General features: G+C 52.7%; 11 protein-coding genes. 6 read left to right on the top strand and 5 right to left on the bottom strand.

Annotation, left to right across the window (positions count from 1 at the left end):
- Positions 1–40: 40 nt before the first annotated feature.
- Positions 41–1,675 carry a CTP synthase gene (gene pyrG, locus AC5M9B_RS01500; protein WP_487648132.1) on the bottom strand — a complete coding sequence of 545 codons (1,635 nt, stop codon included), beginning with the start codon at positions 1,673–1,675 and terminating at the stop codon, positions 41–43.
- 251 nt (positions 1,676–1,926) lie between these two features.
- On the opposite strand from pyrG, the gene AC5M9B_RS01495 reads away from it, so the two are divergent.
- The gene (locus AC5M9B_RS01495; RefSeq protein ID WP_070654647.1) at positions 1,927–3,384 is read left to right on the top strand and encodes a TrkH family potassium uptake protein; all 1,458 of its coding nucleotides are present in this window, start codon (positions 1,927–1,929) and stop codon (positions 3,382–3,384) included.
- Positions 3,385–3,554: 170 nt separating this feature from the next.
- The gene (locus AC5M9B_RS01490; RefSeq protein ID WP_487648131.1) at positions 3,555–6,881 is read left to right on the top strand and encodes a DUF2339 domain-containing protein; all 3,327 of its coding nucleotides are present in this window, start codon (positions 3,555–3,557) and stop codon (positions 6,879–6,881) included.
- Positions 6,882–7,368: 487 nt separating this feature from the next.
- Here the strand turns inward: AC5M9B_RS01490 and AC5M9B_RS01485 are convergent, their stop codons facing one another.
- Complete coding sequence (locus AC5M9B_RS01485) at positions 7,369–8,592, bottom strand: pentapeptide repeat-containing protein (protein WP_455007418.1); 1,224 nt, start codon at positions 8,590–8,592, stop codon at positions 7,369–7,371.
- Positions 8,593–8,785: 193 nt separating this feature from the next.
- Positions 8,786–10,993 (bottom strand): DNA helicase II, encoded by a 2,208-nt coding sequence (gene uvrD / locus AC5M9B_RS01480; RefSeq protein WP_487648130.1) that lies wholly within the window; start codon positions 10,991–10,993, stop codon positions 8,786–8,788.
- Between the two features lie 145 nt (positions 10,994–11,138).
- Between uvrD and AC5M9B_RS01475 the strand changes: the two genes are divergently transcribed.
- Positions 11,139–11,831, top strand: coding sequence for a YgjP family zinc-dependent metalloprotease (locus AC5M9B_RS01475; protein ID WP_070538865.1), 693 nt, complete (start codon positions 11,139–11,141; stop codon positions 11,829–11,831).
- Between the two features lie 235 nt (positions 11,832–12,066).
- Here the strand turns inward: AC5M9B_RS01475 and AC5M9B_RS01470 are convergent, their stop codons facing one another.
- On the bottom strand, positions 12,067–13,125 hold the full coding sequence (locus AC5M9B_RS01470; RefSeq protein WP_019270877.1) for an AI-2E family transporter: 1,059 nt from the start codon (positions 13,123–13,125) through the stop codon (positions 12,067–12,069).
- A gap of 255 nt (positions 13,126–13,380) precedes the next feature.
- Here AC5M9B_RS01470 and AC5M9B_RS01465 point away from each other — a divergent pair, with 255 nt between their 5' ends.
- Positions 13,381–13,695, top strand: a complete 315-nt coding sequence (locus tag AC5M9B_RS01465) for a hypothetical protein (protein ID WP_019270878.1) — start codon at positions 13,381–13,383, stop codon at positions 13,693–13,695.
- A 153-nt stretch (positions 13,696–13,848) separates the two neighbouring features.
- Here AC5M9B_RS01465 and AC5M9B_RS01460 read toward each other — a convergent pair whose 3' ends face one another.
- Positions 13,849–15,081 (bottom strand): multidrug effflux MFS transporter, encoded by a 1,233-nt coding sequence (locus AC5M9B_RS01460; protein WP_209282894.1) that lies wholly within the window; start codon positions 15,079–15,081, stop codon positions 13,849–13,851.
- Between the two features lie 213 nt (positions 15,082–15,294).
- Between AC5M9B_RS01460 and AC5M9B_RS01455 the strand changes: the two genes are divergently transcribed.
- Both AC5M9B_RS01455 and gmhB read left to right on the top strand, forming a co-directional pair.
- On the top strand, positions 15,295–15,759 hold the full coding sequence (locus AC5M9B_RS01455) for a DUF7832 domain-containing protein (RefSeq protein ID WP_455007416.1): 465 nt from the start codon (positions 15,295–15,297) through the stop codon (positions 15,757–15,759).
- Positions 15,756–16,322, top strand: coding sequence for a D-glycero-beta-D-manno-heptose 1,7-bisphosphate 7-phosphatase (gmhB, locus tag AC5M9B_RS01450; RefSeq protein WP_070492637.1), 567 nt, complete (start codon positions 15,756–15,758; stop codon positions 16,320–16,322). The genes AC5M9B_RS01455 and gmhB overlap by 4 nt, the downstream gene beginning before the upstream one ends.
- Positions 16,323–16,518: the final 196 nt, after the last annotated feature.

The raw sequence follows: 16,518 nt of genomic DNA, 5'->3' as shown, positions 1-16,518 counted from the left end.
GAGGTGCTTTTTCTATTTTCAGACGACCTTTCGCCGAGTATCAGCCCTTTTTATTGTTCAACGCAGCTTTGACAAACGCGGTGAACAAAGGATGGCCTTTGCGCGGGTTGGAGGTGAACTCTGGGTGGAACTGGCAGGCGAAGAACCAAGGATGGTTCGGCAGTTCGATGGTTTCGACCAAGCGTTCGCGTCCTGCGGATACACCGCCGATGACCAAGCCAGCCTGTTCCAGCGTGGGAACGTAGTTGTTGTTGACTTCGTAGCGGTGGCGGTGGCGCTCGCGGATGTGTTCGATGCCATAGATTTTGGCGGCAAGGCTGCCTGCTTTCAATTCAACCTCTTGCGCACCCAAACGCATGGTACCGCCCAAATCGGCGGATTCGTCGCGGGTTTCGACGCTGCCGTCGGCGGTTTGCCATTCGTCAATCAGGGCGACGACGGGTGCGGCGCATTTGAGGTCGAACTCGGTGGAATTCGCGCCTTTCAAGCCTGCCACGTCGCGGGCGTATTCGATCAGCGCAATCTGCATACCGAGGCAGATGCCCAAGTATGGCACGTTGTTTTCGCGGGCATAGCGCACGGCGGCGATTTTGCCTTCCACGCCGCGCGAACCGAAACCGCCGGGAACGAGGATGGCGTCCATGTCTTTGAGCATGGAAACGTCGCCGTTGTTTTTCTCGATGTTTTCGCTGTCCACGAAGGTGATTTGCACGTCGGTTTCGGTGTGGATACCCGCGTGTTTCAAGGCTTCGATCAGCGATTTGTAGGATTCGGTCAAATCGACGTATTTGCCGACCATGGCGATTTTGACGGTGTGTTTCGGATTTTTGATGGCATGGACGATTTTTTTCCACGCGGTCAAATCCGCCTGTTGTACGTTCAGCTGCAACTGCTCGGTAATGATGTTGTCGATGCCTTGGTTGTGCAGCATTTCAGGGCATTCGTAGATGCTGTCCACGTCGTAGCTGCCTACAATCGCGCGTTCTTCCACGTTACAGAACAGAGCGATTTTGCGGCGTTCGTCCGCGGGCATGGTTCTGTCCATGCGGCAAATCAGGATGTCGGGTTGCAAACCGATGCTCAACATTTCTTTAACCGTATGCTGGGTCGGCTTGGTTTTGATTTCGCCGGCGGCGGCGATGTAGGGAACGTAGCTCAAGTGGGCGAACAGGGTGTTGTTGCGTCCCAACTGGCTGCGCATCTGACGGATGGCTTCCAAAAACGGCAGCGATTCAATGTCGCCGACCGTACCGCCGATTTCGACGATGGCGACATCGTAACCCGCCGCGCCTTCGTGGATGCGGCGTTTGATTTCGTCGGTAATGTGCGGAATGACTTGAACCGTGCCGCCGAGGTAGTCGCCGCGGCGTTCTTTGGCAATGACGTTTTCGTACACCTGCCCCGTGCTGAAGCTGTTGCGGCGGGTCATGGTGGCATTGATGAAACGTTCGTAGTGTCCCAAGTCGAGGTCGGTTTCCGCGCCGTCATCTGTAACGAACACTTCGCCATGCTGGAACGGACTCATCGTGCCTGGGTCGACGTTGATATAAGGGTCGAGCTTGAGCATGGTCACGTTCAGACCGCGCGATTCGAGGATGGTGGCAATAGAAGCGGCGGCGATACCTTTTCCGAGTGAAGATACGACGCCGCCGGTTACGAAAATAAATTTAGTCATGATGCAGTACCCATGTTGGAATACGGGATTTTACCTTTAAGCGGGTTTTCTGGCAAACGCGGGACGGGATGCGGATGTGGTTTTCAGACGACCTCCGCTTCCACCCTTTTGCGTCTAGGCAAGGCAATAATTTGTTAAAATAACGTCTGTTTGCGATTACTGATGACGATAAGGTCGTCTGAAAATATCGGCTTCCTCATCGCCATCCCATGCCGCCGGATGATTCGGCCGGTTTGTTAAGATTAATTGATATGTATAAATTCCTTCCTATTGTCCACGTTTTGTCCAGACTGGGGCTGCTGTTTTCAATGGTGCTCGCAGTACCGACGCTGATGTCGTATTTTTTTCTGGACAACGCGTTTCCTGCGTTTGCCTACACGGCTTTGGCAACGACGCTGACTTCTTGCGTGGTTTGGCTGATGACCTTTCATTTCCGCCGCGAGCTGCGTCCGCGCGACGGGTTTACGTTGGTTTTGATGTTGTGGCTGGCGTTTGCGCTGGTGGCGGCGATGCCGATTTATATTCACATCCCGGGTATCAGTTTTACCGATGCGTTTTTTGAGGCGATGTCGGGGCTGACGACAACAGGCGCAACGGTCATGACGAGCTTGGACACGCTGGCTCCGTCGATAAATTTTTGGCGGCATATGCTCAACTGGCTGGGCGGCATGGGTATCATCGTGCTGGCGGTAGCGATTCTGCCGATGCTGGGCGTGGGCGGAACGCAGCTCTTCAAGGCTGAAATTCCAGGGATGGACAAAGAAAGCAAGATGGCGCCGCGCATTTCGCAGGTGGCAAAAAAGCTGTGGTTCTTCTATACAATGACGACGGCGGCGGCTTTTCTGACGCTGCATTTTGCGGGGATGAGCTGGTTTGACGCGCTTTGCCACGCGATGTCGGCGGTGTCGCTAGGCGGTTTTTCGACACACGATGCCAGCATCGCTTATTTTGATTCGTTGACCGTCGAATGGGCGATCATGTTTTTCACGCTTTGGGGCGGTGTGAATTTCGCCACGCATTTCACGGCGCTGACACGGCGTTCGCTCAAATCCTATTGGCAGGACGAGGAATGCCGCGTACTGCTGGTGCTGCTGGCGAGCAGTATTTTGATGTCGGCGGTGTATCTGTGGCAGAAGGATTTTTATGCAACCTTTGGGGATTCGCTGCGTTTCGTCAGCTTCAACTTTGTCTCCATCGGGCTGGCAAGCGGTTTTTCCAACACGGATTTCGCGCAATGGCCGCTGATCGTGTCGCTGTGGATGTTTTTCCTGTCCAACCTATTGGCAAGCTCCGGCTCTATGGGCGGCGGCATTAAAAACGTGCGGGCGTTGGTCTTGTTCAAATTCAGCCTGCGCGAGATGATGATTCTGCTGCACCCGAAAGCGGTGCGCACGGTCAAGGTCAACGGGCGCATGATTCCAGACCGCATGGCGCTGACGGTGATGGCGTTTATTTCGATTTATTTCATGACGACGATTGTCTTCAGCTTTTTGCTGATGGCAAGCGGGATGGAGTTTATCTCAGCCTTCACCGCCGTCATCGCGTGTATCACCAATGCGGGACCGGGCTTGGGCGAAGTCGGACCGGCAGGCAGCTATGCAGTATTGAGCGATGTGCAAAAATGGCTGTGTTCGGCCGTCATGCTGCTGGGCCGCTTGGAAATTTTTACGGTGTTGATCTTGTTGACACCGGCTTATTGGAAAAAATAAAGACAGGTCGTCTGAAAACGGATTTCGGGTTTTCAGACGACCTTTTTGCTTCACTGACACATCTTCATTACCGCACAACACCTTTTCTTACCGTTACGCCTTCTATACATCCTTCTCATGACAAGAATGCTACAATCGGCATATTTTTACCTTTATCGGACAGGTGTTTTATGCAGTATTTCTGCCTACTCATCCCCATCCTCATTGGCTATTTTCTTGACGAAATGACCGTCGCCGTCATTTTCGGCTCTATTTTATGGTTGTTTGCGCGGGAACTCGGCAAACCGCGTCAGGAAGAACATGATGCGAAACTGCAAAATCTGGAAAAAGAAATCGAGTTGCTGAAACTGCGTTTGACGGCTTTGGAACATGAAACCGTTCATGATAAAGCAGAAGTCGGGCAGGCGCGGAAACTGCATGCTGTTTTGTCCGAACATGCCGACGATATTCAGACGACCCCTGCGCCGCTTCATAAGAAGGTTGAACCTTTGGCAACTGCGGACAATGCGCCCGCCGAGCCGCACATCGAACCGGTTGTCGCGCCCTCTTTTTCTACACCTGTTCCCCCTGTTTCCGCTGAACCTTCCGTACAGCCCGAACCTGCTCTGTACGCAGACAGCGTAGAAACACCTGCCCAAGTTTCCGCTATTCAAGAAGACGAACGCAAACAAGACGCGCCTGTCCTGCAAACGTCGTCTGAAAACGAAGCTCCGATGTCGTCTGAACCTATATCTGAAACCGCAGACGCAGATTCTCGTGAAACCGTTGTCCGCAAAGAAGAAGGTTTCGATTTCAAATTCTCCGAAAATCCGATTATTGCTTGGTTCCTGCGCGGCAATCCGCTGCTGAAAACCGGTATCGTGGTGCTGTTCCTCGGCTTGGCGTTCCTCTTGCGCTATGCCTCCGAGCGGATTCATGTGCCGGTGGAAATGCGTTATCTGACCGTAGCAGGCGCGGGTTTGGCGGCGGTCATCGGCGGCTGGAAGCTGCAAAGCCGCAAACGCGAATACGGCCTGGTGTTGCAGGGCTTCGGCGTGGCGGTGATGTATCTGACCGCTTTGGCGGCGTTGAAACTGCATCCGCTGCTGCCCGCACCGATCGTGTTCGTGCTGATGGTGGCAATGGTTGTATTGATGGCGTTGCTGGCAATCAGGCAGAACGCGCAGATTATGGCGCAGGTTGCCTTGGTCGGCGGTCTGGCGGCGCCCATCTTGGTATCAGACGGCAGCGGCAATTATTTGGTGTTGTTTTCCTACCTTTCCTTGCTCAATGCAGGCGTAGCGGCGATTGCTTGGTTTAAGGCATGGCGGCCGCTGAACCTGACGGGTTTCGCCGGAACCTTCTCCATCGCCGCGTTGTGGGGCATGCAAAGCTATACGCCGCAGCATTTCGCCATGACCGAGCCTTTCCTGATTTACCACTGGCTGCTCTACACCTTCATCGCCTATCTGTTCGCCCGCCGCAAGCTGACGGAAAACCGCGAAGACACCCTCGCGCCCGTTGCCGACAATGCGACGCTGGAAGAAATTTGGAACAGCATCTGCTCCCACGGCCTGCGCGTCCACGTCCTCGACCATACTTTATTGTTCGGCACGATGGCGGCGGCGTTCGGGCTGCAATACCGTATGGTAGAACACTGGCCGTCTGCGGACGCATTCTCCGCGCTGGGCTTCGCCGCCGTTTACGGGCTTGCCGCGCTGATGCTGAAACGGCAACAGGGTTTATATATCCTGCGTCAGGCGTTTGTTGCCCTGTCGCTGCTTTTCCTCACACTCGCCGTTCCGCTTTATTTTGAACGCGGCAACACCGTCATCCTGTGGACGGTAGAATCCGCGCTTGTGTATTTCTTCGGACTGCGCCAACAGCGTCCGCATATGCGTTTGGGTGCACTCGTCGTGTATCTGCTGGCGGCTCTGACTCAACTGAGCGGTTATCAGGAGGGAGAATCCACCATCCTGCACGGTCAATGGTTCACCACCCTGCTAACCCTGTTCGGCGGCGCGGCAATTTACCTGCAATGGCATCTCTACCGCCGTAAAGGCTCGGCACACTGGGAACACACGCTTCAAAATGCAACCCTCTGCGCCGCCCTGCTCTACACATCCATCCTGCCTTTACTGTTTCTCGCGGAACGCGGCAGCATCATCGTTTTCTCTGCTTTGGTGGCGGCTTGGGCATTCTGCCGAGGCAAAGGCAAGTCGGAGGTGTTCAGCACATTCGCCTTGGGCAATGCAATCTTTATTCTGATCTTCCAAGCTTCGATTAATGATAAACCCTACGGCTTTTTGACACACTGGCACCTTTTCGCCGCCGCGCCGCTGCTGTTTGCCGCCGCCTACATGCTGCAATATTTGCGTGTCCAAACCGAAGCATCTGAAAACCAAGACAAACAAGACCAACCCCTCCCATTCTCGCGGATTGCAGGCTGGGCTATCCTCGTTATCGCCCTGATGTTGGGCGGCTTCGCCACCTATACCCAATGGACGGGCGAAGAAACCCTGTTCATCGAGCTTTGGGCATTGCCGATATTCACTACCTTGCTGCTGCTTGCCAACCGTTTGAACTGGAAAGAGCTTTTTCAGACGACCTTGGCATTCCTGCCCTTGTTTGCCCTGCACTTCATCGGCTATCACCTCGAACACCTATGGACGGCCGCCGCAGCCCTGCCGCTTGCCGCCGCCACCGTGTTGAACTTCGTCATCCTGAATAACCGCCGAACCAATGCGCCTATCGACTTGCACAAACTCAACATCATCATGCTCGGTATCCTTTGGTCGCTTTGGGCGGGAATGTATGTAGGCTATCGTCTCGATGGCGTTTGGTCGCAGCTCTCGTGGCTTGCCGTACCGCTGATCATGTGGGTCGTCTTTCATACGCAGCGGCAGCGCGGCTTTTTCAGACGACATCAAGCCGCCTATCAGCATTTCGCCCTGCCGATAGCCGCCCTTGCATCGGCAAGTTGGATGATATGGACGAACTTCTCTACCCCGTTCCAACCCACACCCTTGCCGTATATTCCGCTGCTTAACCCGCTGGAGCTCGCCTGCTCCGGAATGCTGTGGTTTGCCCTGAAGTCCCTGCCCGAAGCCCTGCCTTTGCAATACCGCCGCGTGAACGCGCCCGGTGTCGCCGCCCTCGCATTCATGGTCATCAGCGCGGGCGTGATGCGCCTGTGGCACTTCTACGACGGCATCACTTGGCGACTCGACATCATGCTCCAATCCTTCGGCCTGCAAGCCAGCCTCTCCGTCGTGTGGGCGGTTACCGCCATCATCCTGATGGTGTACGGCAACCGACGCAAACTGCGCCCCTTCTGGATAACCGGCGCGGCGCTGATGGCAATCGTCGTCGTCAAACTCTTCCTCATCGAGCTTTCCAACAGCGGCGGCATCGCCCGCATCGCCTCCTTCATCATCGTCGGCGTGCTGCTGCTTCTGGTCGGCTGGTTCGCGCCCGTTCCGCCCAAAGCGGTGGAAAACGAAGAGGACAAAGCATAGCCCAGTCCCAAAGCAAAGGTCGTCTGAAAGACAGATTTAGGCTTTCAGACGACCTTTCGAATAATTTGCTTGAACCACTATTCAACAGCTTTTTAAATCTTGACCCACACTACCTCAAACGCCCGCCTTGCTCTACCATTGCCGTCATTCCCATTCCCGCCGACGAAAGGAAAATACGCAAAAATCCATAAGTTAGAAATGCAGCAGCCTTGAAATATTCCCGAAATGCCAAGGTCTGGATTCCCGCCTGCGCGGGAATGACGGCGGCAGATTAAACATAGAACCCGATCGGCAAGACAGTATCGACGCACCACCGTCCCGTAGCATGGGCTTTGCCCACAAAATCCGTTTGAAAACCTTGAACCAAAGAATAGCTATAAAACCCGAACGGACAATGACTATTTCAAAGCAAAGGTCGTCTGAAAACCGATAGCCAGTTTCGCCAAAACGTTTTCAGACGACCTTTCAGGTAACAACTGTCTCTTGGCTAATTCCCCATAGATTTCTTGCCGGACAAATCGGCAATCTTATTCAACAAATCAAGCACCTTATCCGACCCAAAATCATTATCCGACTGCTTGTCTGCCGATGAATTGTCAGGCAGGTATTGGCTATTGAGCAGGCGATTGCGGATTTGGGTAAAGGTTTCCTGCACATATTCGTTTGCTTTTACCGGATTACCAAAGCTGGCAGCAGCATGCTGAGAGGCTTCAAGCAAACCGCTATACAGCTCGATTTGGTGTTTCATATTGGAAAAATGGCGGACTTCTGATAACAGGTTTTTCTGATGTCGCAGACAGGTTGTACCGATTAGCATTAGGGTAATAATGGGGAATGTGTAAAACAGGATATTTAGGTTTTTCTCACTGATATATTCGGGATGAAATAAAACTGCCATACTGAAAAAAATTAATAAAACTATGGCAATACTAAATAAAACGATTCCTAACCCGCTGAAGCAAGAAGCTGAGGCTTCGTTATTTTTAATTTGTTTATCTGTATTTTTTAAAGCCTCTGACAAGGATTTTTGGGCATCTTTAATCCGCCCTCTTAATTCCCTCTGATTCAATAGATTGTTTAATTCTTCTAGTTTTTGCGTTATTTTTTGTTTTTCTGATTTTTCCAGATTAAGCTGTTTCTTGAGTTTTGTGATTTCCTCATCATTTTTTACCGTCTCCGATTGAGCTTGTTGAGTTTGCTTTAATTTTTCTTCAAGCTCTTGAATAGTGGCTTCTGAAGATTGGAGTTTTCTTTGTAACTTATCTGTAAATAAGCCAGAATTCCACCTCAATTGGGTATTTAAATTTACTCCCTCTAAATACGCATCCTCTAAATACGCATCCACTAAATTTGCTCCCGCTAAATTTGCTCCCGCTAAATTTGTTTCCCTTAAATATGCCCCCTCTAAATTTGTTTCCGCTAAATTTGCTCTATGGAAATTTGCTCCCGCTAAATTTGCTCCCGCTAAATTTGCTCCCGCTAAATCTGCTCCCGCTAAATCTGCTATAAGTAAATCTGCTCCCTCTAAATTTACTCTACGCAAATCTGCTTTACGTAAATCTGCTCCCTCTAAATTTGCTAATTTTAAACTTTTATTAGATAAATCAGCCCTTTCACCATTTTCACCCCTACTATCAAGCCATAATTGATGTTCTTTCAATATAGCAGAAAGGGTTTCCTGATCTATTTTTTCCATATTATTATTTTCCATAACGTATTTCCTTTTATTCCATTCGTGGTTTCTTAAAGTTGATATAAACAAAAATCGTTGAATCAAAAAATCAATTGTCTTAAATAACGTCAACAAACATCATAGCCCGATCTACCTGCCATTTAAGTCATTAATGTCCTTCCGTGAGCAAAGCCCACGCTATGGGTTTCAGACGACCTATGCCATCTCCCTTCTACATCTCTTCCAATTTCGCAAACTTGGTGTCCAGCTCTTTTACGCCCTGTTTGCCGAAGTTGATGGTCAGTCGGGCGGATTCGCCTTTGTCCACGGCATCGATGATGACGCCGGTGCCGAATTTGGCGTGGCGGACGTTTTGGCCGATGCGGAAGCCTGCGTAGGTTTGCGGCTGTTTGAAGTCTTCGATGATTTTGTCTTTGAACGTGGCGGTTTGGTGCGTGTTGCCGTAGCTGTCGTAGGCCGGTTTTTTGACCGACAGGTAGTGCAATACTTCGGGCGGGATTTCTTCGACGAAGCGGGAGACGATGCCGAATTGGGTTTGTCCGTGCAACATGCGTTGTTGCGCCATGGTGATGTAGAGGCGTTTGCGGGCGCGGGTGATGGCGACGTACATGAGGCGGCGTTCTTCTTCAAGGCCGCCGCGTTCGGCGAGGCTCATTTCGCTGGGGAAGCGGCCTTCTTCCATGCCGGTGAGGAAGACGGCGTTGAATTCCAATCCTTTGGCGGCGTGGACGGTCATGAGTTGGACGGCTTTTTCGCCCGCGCCTGCTTGGTTTTCGCCGGATTCGAGGGCAGCGTTGCTGAGGAAGGCGAGGATGGGGAAGGCGGGGTCGTCTGAAATGTTGTCGGGCAGGATTTCGAAGTTGCTGTCTTCGGGTTTGAACTCGATGGCGGCGTTGACGAGTTCGTCGAGGTTGTCGAGGCGGTCTTGGTTGTCGCTTTTTTGGGTTTTGTAGTGTTCGGTCAGACCGCTGTCTTTGAGGATGCCGACGATGATTTCGGGCAGGGGCATTTGTCCGACTTGGTTGCGCAGGGCTTCAATCAGGCGGACGAAGGCGGCGACTTTGACGGCTTTTGCGCCGGCGTTGCAGGCTGCCTGCCAGAGGGTGATGCCTTGTTCGGTTGAGGCCGTCTGAAGGTTTTCGATGGTGCGTGCGCCGATGCCGCGCGGTGGGAAGTTGATGACGCGCAAGAGGGCGTTGTCGTCGTCGGGATTGACGGCGAGGCGCAGGTAGGCGAGCGCGTGTTTGATTTCTTGGCGTTCGTAAAAGCGCAGGCCGCCGTAGATTTTGTAGGGGATGCCGCTGCGGAACAGGCTTTGTTCGATGACGCGGGATTGGGCGTTGCTGCGGTAGAGGACGGCGATTTCGTCCAAATCCCAGCCTTCGCGTTCGAGGGCTTTGGTTTCGTCAACGATGAATTGGGCTTCTTCGAGGTCGGTAAAGGCGGAGTAGTAGCGGATTTTGTCGCCTGCTTCGGCGTCGGTGCGCAGGTTTTTGCCGAGGCGTTCGTCGTTGTTTTCGATAACGGCGTTGGCGGCGGCGAGGATGTTGCCGACGGAGCGGTAGTTTTGTTCGAGTTTGACGGGCGCGTCGATGTGGAACTCTTCCATCAGCGCGGTCATGTTGCCGACGTTCGCGCCGCGGAAACGGTAGATGCTTTGGTCGTCGTCGCCGACGGCAAATACCGCCGCGTTGCCGCCCGCCATGAGTTTGAGCCAGGCGTATTGCAGTTTGTTGGTGTCTTGGAACTCGTCGACCAGAATGTGGTTGAAGCGGTTTTGGTAGTGCTGGCGCAGGATTTCGTTGCTTTGCAGCATTTCGTAGCTGCGGAGCATGAGTTCGGCGAAATCGACCACGCCTTCGCGTTGGCAGATTTTGTCGTATTCGGCGTAGCATTCAATCATGCGGCTTGTGTGCGGGTCGGGCGCGTTCAAGACGGAAGCGCGCAAACCGGATTCTTTTTGCGCGTTGATAAAGCCTTGCAGCGAACGCGGCGCGATGATTTCTTCGGCGATGTTGAGGCTTTTGAGCAGGCGTTTGATAAGGGAAAGCTGGTCGCCGCTGTCGAGGATTTGAAAGGAAGACGGCAGACCGGCATCGCGGTGGTGCTGCCGTAGAAAGCGGTGGCAGAGACCGTGGAACGTGCCGAGCCACATGGCGCGGACGTTGATGGGAATCATCGCGCCGAGTCGGGTTTGCATTTCTTTGGCGGCTTTGTTGGTAAACGTTACCGCCATAATGCTGTGTACGCTTGCCTGACCGGTTTGCAACAGCCATGCGATGCGCGTGGTCAGCACGCGCGTTTTGCCGCTGCCCGCTCCCGCCAAAACGAGAGCGGATTGCGGCGGCCAGGTTACGGCGGAGAGTTGTTCGGGGTTCAAGCCTTGCAGCAGATTGGGGGCGGATTGGTCGGGAAACATGGGAAGAGGTCGTCTGAAAAATGGGAATACGGTATTTTAATGGAAACGGCAAAGGTCGTCTGAAAAGATGTTTCAGACGACCTTTTGCTTGCATTCCACGATGCAAACGCTATATCCTCCGCCTAAAATCCATTCTTCCGAAACCATGACACGCCTCCTTCATACCCTTGCCGACGGTACGCAAATCACCGTCGAACTCAAACGCAGTGCCAAGAAAAATCTGATTCTGCGCCCCGTCAATATGCAGACGGTCAGCATCAACGTCCCACCCTTTTTTCAAGACCACGCGTTGGCAAGCTGGTTGGCGGCAAACGAAACGATTTTGCGGAACACACTTGCCAAAACGCCCGTGCATCCCGTTCCCCACCCAAACTTACCCGAGTGGATTTGGTATCGGGGAATAAAGACCAAGCTGGATACCCACAGCCAAAGCCATATCCGTATCACGTCGTCTGAAATCCTGCTTCCCCGAAAAGAAACCGCCGCACAAATCGACCACCTGCGCCGCCTGTTGAACGAACGCGCCCGCGAATACCTGCTGCCCCGCCTTGAAAAACACGCAGCCGAAACAGGGCTGACGCCCGCTGCCACAGACCTGAGCAACGCCAAAACCTTTTGGGGCGTATGCCGCCCGCACACCGGCATCCGCCTCAACTGGCGGCTGATCGGCGCGCCCGAATACGTCGCCGACTATGTCTGCATCCACGAACTCTGCCACCTCCGCCACCCCAACCACAGTCCGCGCTTTTGGCATTTGGTGAACACGCTGACGCCGCATACCGATAATGCTAAAAGTTGGCTGAAGGCGCACGGGCGGGAATTGTTTGTGCTGGGGTGAAGGGGAACCGTAGCATGGGCTTCGCCCGCGAGAATCCGCCCTCTCACGTCTGACGAGAGAGGGTTGGAGAGAAGGTGGCTCTTGTCCCTTGTTCCGTATATTTGCAAGCCACCCTATCCCAGCTTTCCCCGTCGGATAATGGGAAGGGATCAAGCTGCTGCAACTGAAAAAAGGTCGTCTGAAAAACCTATTTCAAGCTTTTCAGACGACCTTTCATCTATATTTCAAACACTATCTAAATCAGCTTCTGCTGTTTCAACTCATTCTTCAGATACGCATAATAAACCGGTGCGACGATGATGCCGCCGACGCCGAAAATCCGTTCAAACACGACCATCGCCACCAGCAGTTCCCACGCGCTTGATTCGATTTCCGAACCGATGATTTTCGCGTTCAGGAAATATTCGAGCTTGTGGATGACGACTAGGAACACCAGCGAAGCGACCGCCACATATAAAGACGCGCCGAGGCTCAAGATGATAATGATGGTATTGGAAATCAGGTTGCCCGCTACGGGAATCAGCCCGACGATGAAGGCGATGACCAACACGGTTAGTTTAAACGGCAACTCGACGCCGAAAAGCGGCAGGATCAGATAGAGGTACACGCCCGTCAGCGCGGTATCGATCAGCGAGATTTTGACCTGCGCCAGAAACACGCGCTCGAAGCTGGTTTCGAAGTTCACAATCCGCCGCACCAGTTCTGCCTTGAAGGGCGGCATTTTGCGGCGGTTTTTGCGCATGTTGAGGCGGTGGAAACTGAGCATTGCGCCGATGATGATGCCGATAAGGATATACACGAACGAGGTGAAACTGTTTTTGCTGATGCGCGTCAGCGCGGCGCTGTATTCTTCAATCAATTTGACCGCATAGGCTTTGATTTCGGCGGTATTGTTGGGCAGCATGTTCAAAACCGACTGCGGCAGGCTGCTGCTGTTTTTTGTGTCTTCCAAAATCGCCGCCAGCTTGGTCAGCATCACGGTGATGTGCCCGCCGTGAATCAGGTGGTAAATCCCTAGCGACATCAATAGGATAACCGTCAATACGATGCCTATGGTCAGCGTGGTCGAAATCAGGTTGATATTGTGTGCGTTGAGCGATTTGTGCAGAAACGTATTGCGCGTGAGCGTACGGCGGCGCAGCCAAAGAATCAGGCCGTTGGTCTTGGTGATGAAGACGTAGGTCAGGATAACGGCGAGCAAAAGGGGCAAAAAGTGGAAATACAGCACCACAAACAGGGCAAGCCCCATCAAGATGTAGGATGCATTGCGGAAGCGGGAATGTTCGAAAATCATTGAATGTAATGCCATGAAATATATAAATTTAAACAATCAAGCTATGAGGTGCGATTAATAAAGCAGGACAAGGGGGTTAACCCGCCTTTTGAAACTTTATTTCAATTTCGCTTGACCTGACTTCGGTTTACAAACTAACCGTTACAATAAAAACTCAATCGCACCAATCAGTTATGCGGTTGTTTTTACGCAAATTGCCATTTGGCATTTGACGGAATTATTGTATCAGACAAATTTCCCGAAAGGATATTCCACATGAAAACATTGTCTAAATTGACCTCTCTCGTTCTTGTTTCTGCCGGTTTGATCGCTGCTCCTGTGGCTATGGCCCAACCTGCTTCCGGTAAAGCAGCTACTAAAGCAGGACATGTTCACAAAAAAACCAACAAAGCTAAAAAACAAGCCAACGAATTGAAACAAGACAAAGCCGCCGAAGCTGCAACAACTGAAGCCACTTCCACCGATGCTGAAGTTAAAGCCATGGGCGAACAAGGCCAGGCTGCAACCCAGACCGCGCCTGCAGCAGATCTGGAACAAGCTCCTGCCAACCAAACCCCTGCTGCAAAATAAGCAGGATTATAGTGGACTGAATTAAAAGAGGGATTTTATTTCCCACGCACCGTTTTGACGGCTGTCGTCCTTTTTGAATTTAGGCCATTAAATGTCTATCGCAGGCAAAAGGTCGTCTGAAAAGTTTTCAGACGACCTTTTGCCGTTCACGATTCACACATATTCGCTTTTATCGTTTTCTTTCCAAGCCTGATGAGAGCAGAGCCAGAGCAACACAATCCCGCACACTGTTGAAGCCAGCATCATGCCCGCCATCACCAACGCGGAACCATTGTGCAGCCGAGTCGCCAACAGCCCCACGCTTGCGCCGATGATGGATTGGAACACGCCCAACACCGCATTCGCACTGCCGCTTTCCTGCTTGAAATAAGTCATGAAGCAAGCCTGCGTGTTCGCGCCGACCAAGCCTTGCGTGCCTACCGAAAACATTACGCAAGGCACCAAAGCCCACATCGGCGGCAGTCCCAGCAATAGGACCAGCAGCACCATCGTCAGGTTCGCCACAAACTGCACGATAATGCCCCATTTCAAAATACTTTGCGGGTGCGCCCCCGTTTTAAGCCGCCATGCCGTGATGCGGTTGAACGAAGCCATCGTGAGGATATTCAGCGCAAACACCCAAGCGTATTCGCGTGGCGTAACATGGTACAGCTTTTGGTAAACAAAAGACGATTCCGTCAGAAACGCAAACATCGACGCGAAGCTGAATGCCTGAAAAAACAGATAGCCCATCGCCGCCCGCGTTTTCAGCACTCTGGCGAACCGTCCAGCTACCAGTCCGAAAATATCCATCCCGATTTTGCCCGTATGCTTCGGACGCGGCAGGAAGGCAAACACCAAGATAAACAAAACAAACGAATACGCCGCCAAAAAGCCGAAAATAAAACGCCAGCCACCTAATTCCTGCAACAGCGAACCTACCATGGGCGCAATCAGCGGCACGAGCATCAGGATAATGCCGATTAAGGCAAACATTTGCGCCGCCTGCCTGCCCGAATAATAATCGCGCACCATCGCCCCGACGATGACCACCGTCATCCCCGCACCGAACGCCTGTACCGCGCGCAGGTTCAACAGCCCGTCCACTGACTGCACCATCGTCAGCGCGGCAACGGCCGTAAAATAAATGCTCAAACCGACCAAAGCCACCGGTTTACGCCCCTTAATGTCCGAAACCGCTCCGCCGACAACCTGCCCGAACGCCACGCCGAACATAAACAAAACCAAACTCTGCTCAATGCGGTGTATATCCGCGTTCAGCGACTGCGCCATTTCAGGAATGGCGGGCAGGTAGGCATCGACCGAAAACGGCATCAGGGCAACCAACATCGCCATCAAAACCGCCATTTGCTTTTCGCCCAGCGGGGAGGAGGTGGATTGGGACATAAGGGACTTTCAGAATGTTCAAACGAAACAAACCGCCCTGACATATCCTAGGCGGTTGGAACAAAAAGAAGTATATCATATTTTCATACCAGGCCGTAGCATCCTCCCCTATTCACAAAGAGGTCGTCTGAAAAACGTCCCAACAGATTTCAGACGACATTTCCCGTTTTCCGTTACAATAAACACCCTCCGAATCACAGCACACAACCGTCCATGTACGACAACATCCGCTTCCACCTAGACGAAGAATATCCCGAAGGACTGCCGTCCGAAAACGCCGCCACGCATATCGGCATGTACTGGATATGGGCGGCGCAGACAGGGCTGGCGAATCCCGTTTGGCAAACCGCCCCCGAAAGCGCGGGAGATTTCGCCAATATGCTCAAAGGCAGAACCAGCGGTCGCCGCTTCCTACTCAAACACATGGACGGCGTGCTCACGTCCGACGACTTCACCGAACAAGGGCGGCAATTCACCTCCTACTACTACGACAATGAAGAAGACGGCTACGGCGCATTTCTAGAAGATTACGTCCGCACTCTCGACACCCCGTCGCTCGGCGGCTTCTACCACGTCCCCAACACCCCCGAAATCTACAAACGACTCAAACCCGTCTTCCAAGCAGCGTTTGAGCAATGGAAAAACAATTTGGCATCCCCTGTCGGAGAGCAACCGTGAAACTCATCATCCTCGACCGCGACGGCGTCATCAACCAAGACCGCGACGACTTCGTCAAATCCGTAGACGAATGGATACCCATCGAAGGCAGTATGGACGCCATCGCCTTCCTGACACAAGCAGGCTACAACATCGCCGTTGCCACCAACCAATCCGGCATCGGCCGCAAATACTTCACCGTCCAAGACCTGACTGAAATGCACGCCAAGATGCACCGCCTCGTCCGTCAGGCAGGCGGAGAAATCGACGGCATCTGGTTCTGCCCGCACACCGCCGCAGACAACTGCGACTGCCGTAAACCCAAGCCCGGCATGATTTACGACATCCTCGAACGCTTCAAAGCCAACCCCACCGAAACCTGGCTGGTCGGCGACAGCCTGCGCGACCTGCAAGCCATGCACGAAGCGGGTGGCAAAACCGCGCTCGTCCTGACCGGCAAAGGCAAGAAAACCCTATCGCAACAGGAAAAAGAATTACCCGAAAACACCCAAGTTTTCGACAACCTGCTCGCCTTCTCCCAATACATCATGCACGAAACCGCGCAAGACTGTGCAGACGGATAGGTAAAACCGTAACAGCCATATTCGGCAATCTGCCTCCTCCCGCCGAACAGAGGCAAGAACAAGATTGCCGTTGCAATTACTGAAAGAGGTCGTCTGAAACCTTGTCCGCGGCCAAATTTTCAGACAGCCTTCGCAAAAAAGAAACCTAAACAGCCGTCATTCCCGCGCAGGCGGGAATCCAGACTGTCAGTATTCA

Source organism: Neisseria flava (assembly GCF_982712965.1).
The sequence above is the reverse complement of the archived record's forward strand: the minus strand, read 5'-3'. Positions and strand labels throughout refer to the sequence as shown.

Coding starts and splice junctions, on each gene's coding strand:
- pyrG (WP_487648132.1), bottom strand. CDS start 1,675: ATGACTAAATTTATTTTCGTAACCGGCGGCGTCGTATCTTCACTCGGA.
- AC5M9B_RS01495 (WP_070654647.1), top strand. CDS start 1,927: ATGTATAAATTCCTTCCTATTGTCCACGTTTTGTCCAGACTGGGGCTG.
- AC5M9B_RS01490 (WP_487648131.1), top strand. CDS start 3,555: ATGCAGTATTTCTGCCTACTCATCCCCATCCTCATTGGCTATTTTCTT.
- AC5M9B_RS01485 (WP_455007418.1), bottom strand. CDS start 8,592: ATGGAAAATAATAATATGGAAAAAATAGATCAGGAAACCCTTTCTGCT.
- uvrD (WP_487648130.1), bottom strand. CDS start 10,993: ATGTTTCCCGACCAATCCGCCCCCAATCTGCTGCAAGGCTTGAACCCC.
- AC5M9B_RS01475 (WP_070538865.1), top strand. CDS start 11,139: ATGACACGCCTCCTTCATACCCTTGCCGACGGTACGCAAATCACCGTC.
- AC5M9B_RS01470 (WP_019270877.1), bottom strand. CDS start 13,125: ATGATTTTCGAACATTCCCGCTTCCGCAATGCATCCTACATCTTGATG.
- AC5M9B_RS01465 (WP_019270878.1), top strand. CDS start 13,381: ATGAAAACATTGTCTAAATTGACCTCTCTCGTTCTTGTTTCTGCCGGT.
- AC5M9B_RS01460 (WP_209282894.1), bottom strand. CDS start 15,081: ATGTCCCAATCCACCTCCTCCCCGCTGGGCGAAAAGCAAATGGCGGTT.
- AC5M9B_RS01455 (WP_455007416.1), top strand. CDS start 15,295: ATGTACGACAACATCCGCTTCCACCTAGACGAAGAATATCCCGAAGGA.